The organism is Vibrio sp. D420a, from assembly GCF_030248625.1.
In the GTDB taxonomy this organism is placed as follows: domain Bacteria; phylum Pseudomonadota; class Gammaproteobacteria; order Enterobacterales; family Vibrionaceae; genus Vibrio; species Vibrio fortis_A.
Genome location: NZ_JAHGAN010000009.1, coordinates 39,910 through 45,909 on the forward strand (window position 1 = coordinate 39,910; position 6,000 = coordinate 45,909).

A 6,000-nucleotide genomic window follows, 5' to 3' on the forward strand; every position below is an offset into this window, starting at 1 on the left:
CCAGCCTAAATCTTAGTTCTCTATAAGTTAATGATTTAAATACGTCATAGAATTAAGTTACTATTCCTAGCATCCATAGAATAATGAGAAGAGGAGGAAAACATGGCAGAGCAATTAGAATTTGACCAAGCTCACCAAACCCTCCAAGAAGTCAGCGAAGCCCTTGAAAACGGCCGATTTGTTCACGTACGTCGACAACTTCAGGACATGGAACCTGAAGATATTGCACACCTTTTAGAAGCCTCCCCTCGCAAGAGTCGTGACGTACTTTGGCAACTTACCGATCCTGAAGACTACGGTGAAATTCTTGATGAGCTGAACGAAGACGTTAAGGATGCATTGGTGTCAAAAATGGCACCAGAGACCCTCGCAGAAGCAACCGAAGGCATGGAGACCGATGATGTCGCCTACGTACTTCGAAGCCTGCCAGATGACGTTTCTCGTGAAGTTCTATCACAGATGGACTCAGCAGACCGAGCCTTGGTTGAGAATGCCCTTTCTTACCCAGAGGACTCTGCAGGTGCATTGATGAACACCGACGTGATCACCATTCGTGGTGATGTCGACGTCGACGTAGTTCTACGTTATTTACGCATTCGAGGCGAACTGCCAGATGCGACCGATGCTCTATATGTTATTGATGAAGATGAGCGCTTAATCGGCAATCTCTCTCTAACAACGCTGATTACCACGCAACCTGAAACCCTTGTCTCTGAAGTGATGGATGACGCTGATGAAGCGATCGCTGTTGAGACCAGCGCCTCTGACATTGCAAGCCTGTTTGAACGTCGTAACTGGGTATCGGCTCCGGTTGTTGATGAAAACCAACACCTTGTTGGCCGTATCACCATCGATGACGTGGTTGACGTGATTCGTGAAGATGCTGAGCACTCAATGATGAGTATGGCGGGTATGGACGATGACGAAGATACCTTCGCACCGGTTGTAAAGTCTGCACGTCGTCGTAGTGTCTGGCTTGGTGCAAACGTGTTAGCCGCACTGGCAGCAGCATCAGTATCAAATATGTTTGAGGCAACCCTCGACCAAATGGCAGCAATTGCGGTACTGATGACCATTGTGCCTTCAATGGGTGGTGTGGCAGGTAACCAAACCGTTGCTCTGGTTATCCGCGGCCTAGCGCTTGGTCACATCGGTGACAGTAACAAGCGAGAGCTATTACTAAAAGAAGCTGCGATCGGCTTCCTTAACGGTATTCTGTGGGCATGTATCATCGGCGGTATTGTGGTTGCTTGGAAAGGCAATTGGATACTCGGCGGGATCATCTCAGCAGCAATGATGACCAACCTAATCGTGGCAGGTATCGCCGGGGTAACCATCCCTGTGATGCTGAAGAAGATGAATATCGACCCGGCATTGGCTGGCGGTATGGCGTTGACTACCGTGACCGACGTGATTGGTCTATCGGTGTTCTTGGGCTTAGCTACGATACTTATCTAGTTTGAAAAATAACTTGCTTGAAGTAAGAAGACAGATAACAAAAGGGAGCCTGCGGCTCCCTTTTTAATTATTCAGATTTGCGAGAGTTGAATTACTCACCCGCTACTTTCATAGATTCTAATAGGATAGAGCCAGTTTGAATCTGTGAGCGTGTCTCTACGTCGCTACCAACCGCAACAATTTGATTGAACATATCTTTCAGATTACCTGCAATCGTCACCTCAGACACTGGGTATTGGATTTCACCATTCTCAACCCAGAAGCCAGCTGCGCCGCGAGAGTAATCACCCGTCACAGTGTTCACGCCTTGTCCCATCACTTCGGTCACAAGAAAACCTGTGCCTAACTCTTTCAGCATTTGCTCGAAGCTTTGACCCGTAGACTGTACAAACCAGTTATGGATACCACCAGCATGACCTGTTGGCGTCATATCCATCTTGCGAGCTGCGTAGCTAGTCAACAGGTAAGTCGCAAGCACACCGTCAGTAATAATCTCGCGGTCTTGTGTATAGACACCTTCACTATCAAATGGGCTTGATGCTAAGCCGCGTAAGATATGAGGACGCTCAGAGATATTGAACCATTCTGGTAAGATTTTCTCGCCTAGGTGATCCAACAGGAATGACGCTTTACGGTAAAGGTTGCCACCACTGATCGCCATAACGAGGTGTCCAATAAGGCCCGTTGCGACATCGGCTGCAAACATGATTGGGTATTGACCTGTTGGTAGCTTCTTAGCATCCAAGCGACTAATGGTCTTCTCTGCCGCCTCTTGACCAACACGCTCAGGCGTCCACAGCTCGTCACGGTGACGTGCAACGGTGTAGCTATAGTCTCGCTCCATTTCACCGTTAAAGCCCTGTCCAATCACACAACAGCTGGTGCTGTGGCGGCTTGAAGCATAGCTTGCAAGCAGACCGTGACTATTACCATATACCTTTACGCCGTAGTGGCTATCGTAGCTAGCACCATCGCTTTGCTTGATCTTATCGCTGTACGCGAGTGCTTGCTTCTCAGCCGCAATCGCGATCTCAGCTGCGTAGTCAGGGTTTGGCTCATCAGGATGGAATAGATCCAAGTCTGGAATCTCTTTTACCATGAACTCTTTAGGAGCAGGTCCTGCGTGAGGATCTTCAGATGTGTATTGAGCGATATCTAAAGCCGCAGCTACGGTTTGGGCAATCGCCTGTTCACTCAAATCAGATGTAGATGCACTGCCTTTTTGTTGGCCGCGATAAACAGTAATACCAAGGGCACCATCACTATTAAATTCAACGTTTTCAACCTCACACATGCGTGTAGAGACACTCAAACCCGTTGATTTAGTAATAGCCACCTCTGCAGCATCCGCACTGACTGAAGCCATATCTAACGCTTTTGCTACTGCTGCTTCTAACTCAACACGTTGCTGAGCGACTTGCTGTTTTACATCCATATCTATTCTATTTTTGAAGGTCAATATTACGTAGGATAACAAGAATTTCGCTTTCTCCCCAAGATTCTTGCTAAAATAGCGGATATATTCGATTGAGATAGTGATATAGGCAGAAAAGATGGCTCGCAAAAACCAAAAAGCCCCATGGGAACCAGAAGAAGAAATCATCTGGGTAAGTAAGACGGAAATGAAAGAGGACATGGAAGCGCTACAAAAGTTGGGCGAAGAGCTCGTAGAACTTAAGCCTTCTGTACTAGAGAAATTTCCTCTGTCTGAAGATTTGGCGGAAGCGATTAAAGATGCACAACGCTTTAAAAATGAAGCGAAACGTCGTCAACTGCAATACATCGGTAAAGTGATGCGTAACGAAGATCCAGAGCCAATTCAAGCGGCTCTAGATAAGGTTCGCAACAAACACTCTCAAGCAACAGCCGAGCTGCACAAGCTTGAGCAATTGCGCGACCGTATTGTTGAAGACGGTGATGCGGCTATCTCTGAAGTTGTTGAAGCGCACCCTGAAGCAAACCGTCAGCGTCTACGTCAATTGGCGCGTCAAGCAAACAAAGAGAAAAAAGCAGGTAAGCCAGCGAAAGCGTACCGCGAGATCTTCCAAGTTCTTAAGGAACTTAAGCAAGACGAGCTATAAGACTCATCACGCGATCAAAAAGGCCTAGCTTCTGCTAGGCCTTTTTCATATCTGCGTATTTATTACCGAACCGCATTTTAGGACCCGTATTTTAGAACTAGGGGTTACTCACCGGCTCGGACAAAGGCGGCTAATTCAGGCTGTGAATGCTGCGCAGTCAGCGCATATATCGCATCCGCTACCAACACCTGTCCTTTAGCCACAAAGGCAAATTTATTAGCAATACTGCGAGCATCTCCCAAATGGTGAGTCACCATGATCACTGTAATATTGCGCTCAGCCGCGAGCTGCTTCACCAAGGCTAACATCTCTTCTCGCAACAAAGGATCCAGCGCAGAGAAGGGCTCGTCTAACAACCAAATGGGGTGTGGCTGTACAAAACATCGAGCCAATGCGACACGCTGACGCTGTCCGCCAGAAAGATGCTCCGGCAATCGATCAAGATACTGATCGACACCGACCTGCTCTGCCGCTTGTTGTACTTGTTGTTGCTGCTCTTTGGTTAATTTAAGGTCGGGGTGTAGCCCTAAGCCGATATTCTCTCTAACCGTAAGGTGAGCAAACAAATTGTGCTCTTGGAATAACATAGCAAGTGGGCGCTGGTAAGCATCCAAACCAACAAGCGATTGACCGGAGACCGAAATGGCTCCTGATGACGGTTCAATGAATCCCGCAATCAATGCCAGCAAGGTCGACTTCCCTGCGCCACTCGGCCCCATCAAGGCAACAACATCACCCTGTTCAGCCATAAAATCAAAATGAAACAGCTCCTGATGATAGTGGTAATCAACATCTTGCATCACTAACATTAGGCACCTCTCTGGTTAGATGTTCGAGTAAATAAGAATTCAATTAAACTAAAACTGCCAACGCTCAAGATCAGCAAGCTCACTGAAACCACGGCGGCAGCCTCCATCTGATAACTGCCTAGTAACTGGAATAGATACAAAGGGATAGTTCTAAAATCGGCACTGCCAAACAGTGCAATGGCACTCAAGTCCCCCATCGACAACATGAAACTTATCGAGAAGGCCTGCGCCATAGGTTTACGCAGAGCTCGCCACTCCACCAGCTTAAACCGGTGCCAACCTTTCATACCTAAACTCGCGCACAAATACTGATATTGCTGGGCAACGTGTAGCATCGGCTGAGCTAAATTTTTGATCACATACGGGAGCGCCATTAAGCTATTAACGGCAATCACAACAAAAAAAGCTAAGCTAAACACATCAGTGATTGAACGCAGCAACAAGAAGATTCCAGTGCTCACCACTAAGCCGGGAGTTACCAAAATAATGGTGCCAATAAGCTCAATCTTATCGGCGCGAAATGTCTTGTTTTGCAAGCGCCATGCTCGACTGGTCATCAAAATAGCCACTCCAACTAAAAGCGCAATCACACTCGCACTAAGAGCTACTTTCAATGAGTTAAACAACGCTAACCAAAACGGTTCACTGGTTAACACCGCCATCGCTTCACTGTTTAAGCCACCCACAATTACCATCAACAGTGGCGGTAAAACCAGTAATGAGGCTACGATGATCCAAAAGCTGTCCCAAGCTTTTGACCTATAGGTGTCCTTAACCAAAAACTTCGCTTCAGACAGTTGACCAACGCTGACGGATACTGGCTTAGAAAGGCGTTGAATACTCACCGCTAATACACCACACAGTAGCATCTGCCAGATCGCTAACAGAGTACCAGTTTGAAGATCAAAATCAAATTTAATCGCTTGATAGATAGCAAGCTCGATAGTTGTCGACTTAGGACCGCCGCCCAATGCCATCACAGTCGCAAAACTGGTAAAGCAGAGCATAAAGACTAAACCACACACATGCGGTAGCTGTTGCTTAAGACGTGGCCATTCAACCCACTTAAATTTATCCCAGTGACTCATTCCAAGGTGTGCACATAACTTGTGTTGCTCCACCGGAACCGTGTCCAAGGCTTGCAACAACAATCGACTTGCATAGGGTAAATTGAAAAAGACATGCGCAAGCAAAATGCCATTCAATCCATAAATGGAGAATGGCAGCTCAACGTCAATAGCTTGAAGCAGTTTTGCCAGCCAACCACTATTGCCATAGATAGCTAGGATACCAAAGACACCGACCAACACGGGCAGAACCAAGGTAGAAGCAAACAGTCTTAGCAGCAGAGAACGCCCTGGGAACTGGCGGCGAGATAAGGCATGAGCGACAGGAACTGCAAATACAACGCTCAATAACATAGATAGCGTCGCTTGGTAGAAACTGAATTTGGTAACGTGCCAATAGTACGGATCAGACCATACTTGGCTGATATCAAGAGAAGGGGCATTGCTTAGCAATGCCCCTACCGATGAAAACACAAAGGCGGTAATGATCAACGCGACCCAAATACCCACCTTAGGTGTATTTTTTAACATAAAGAGTGATTGTCTCGATGTTTAGCCCCTAATTGGGATAGAGGCTTAATGCCC

The 6,000-nt window shown here is 47.0% G+C and carries 5 protein-coding genes; 2 read left to right on the top strand and 3 right to left on the bottom strand.

The features are described from left to right. The first annotated feature begins 102 nt into the window (after window positions 1-102). Window positions 103-1,458, top strand: a complete 1,356-nt coding sequence (gene mgtE / locus KI743_RS09010; protein ID WP_032553276.1) for a magnesium transporter — start codon at window positions 103-105, stop codon at window positions 1,456-1,458. A gap of 91 nt (window positions 1,459-1,549) precedes the next feature. Here mgtE and pmbA read toward each other — a convergent pair whose 3' ends face one another. Next, complete coding sequence (gene pmbA, locus KI743_RS09015) at window positions 1,550-2,893, bottom strand: metalloprotease PmbA (RefSeq protein WP_285466068.1); 1,344 nt, start codon at window positions 2,891-2,893, stop codon at window positions 1,550-1,552. A 118-nt stretch (window positions 2,894-3,011) separates the two neighbouring features. Between pmbA and yjgA the strand changes: the two genes are divergently transcribed. Then, window positions 3,012-3,539 carry a ribosome biogenesis factor YjgA gene (gene yjgA, locus KI743_RS09020; protein ID WP_285466070.1) on the top strand — a complete coding sequence of 176 codons (528 nt, stop codon included), beginning with the start codon at window positions 3,012-3,014 and terminating at the stop codon, window positions 3,537-3,539. Between the two features lie 104 nt (window positions 3,540-3,643). Here yjgA and thiQ read toward each other — a convergent pair whose 3' ends face one another. Together thiQ and thiP are read right to left on the bottom strand one after the other, a co-directional pair. Next, the gene (gene thiQ, locus KI743_RS09025) at window positions 3,644-4,348 is read right to left on the bottom strand and encodes a thiamine ABC transporter ATP-binding protein (protein ID WP_285466071.1); all 705 of its coding nucleotides are present in this window, start codon (window positions 4,346-4,348) and stop codon (window positions 3,644-3,646) included. Next, window positions 4,348-5,946: a thiamine/thiamine pyrophosphate ABC transporter permease ThiP gene (thiP, locus tag KI743_RS09030; RefSeq protein WP_285466072.1), complete on the bottom strand. Its 1,599-nt coding sequence runs from the start codon at window positions 5,944-5,946 to the stop codon at window positions 4,348-4,350. Before thiP ends, thiQ begins: the two co-directional genes overlap by 1 nt. Between the last annotated feature and the right edge of the window lie 54 nt (window positions 5,947-6,000).

Excerpts from the sequence above, each read along its gene's own strand:
- thiQ (WP_285466071.1), bottom strand. The coding sequence starts at position 4,348 with ATGTTAGTGATGCAAGATGTTGATTACCACTATCATCAGGAGCTGTTT.
- yjgA (WP_285466070.1), top strand. The coding sequence starts at position 3,012 with ATGGCTCGCAAAAACCAAAAAGCCCCATGGGAACCAGAAGAAGAAATC.
- pmbA (WP_285466068.1), bottom strand. The coding sequence starts at position 2,893 with ATGGATGTAAAACAGCAAGTCGCTCAGCAACGTGTTGAGTTAGAAGCA.
- mgtE (WP_032553276.1), top strand. The coding sequence starts at position 103 with ATGGCAGAGCAATTAGAATTTGACCAAGCTCACCAAACCCTCCAAGAA.
- thiP (WP_285466072.1), bottom strand. The coding sequence starts at position 5,946 with ATGTTAAAAAATACACCTAAGGTGGGTATTTGGGTCGCGTTGATCATT.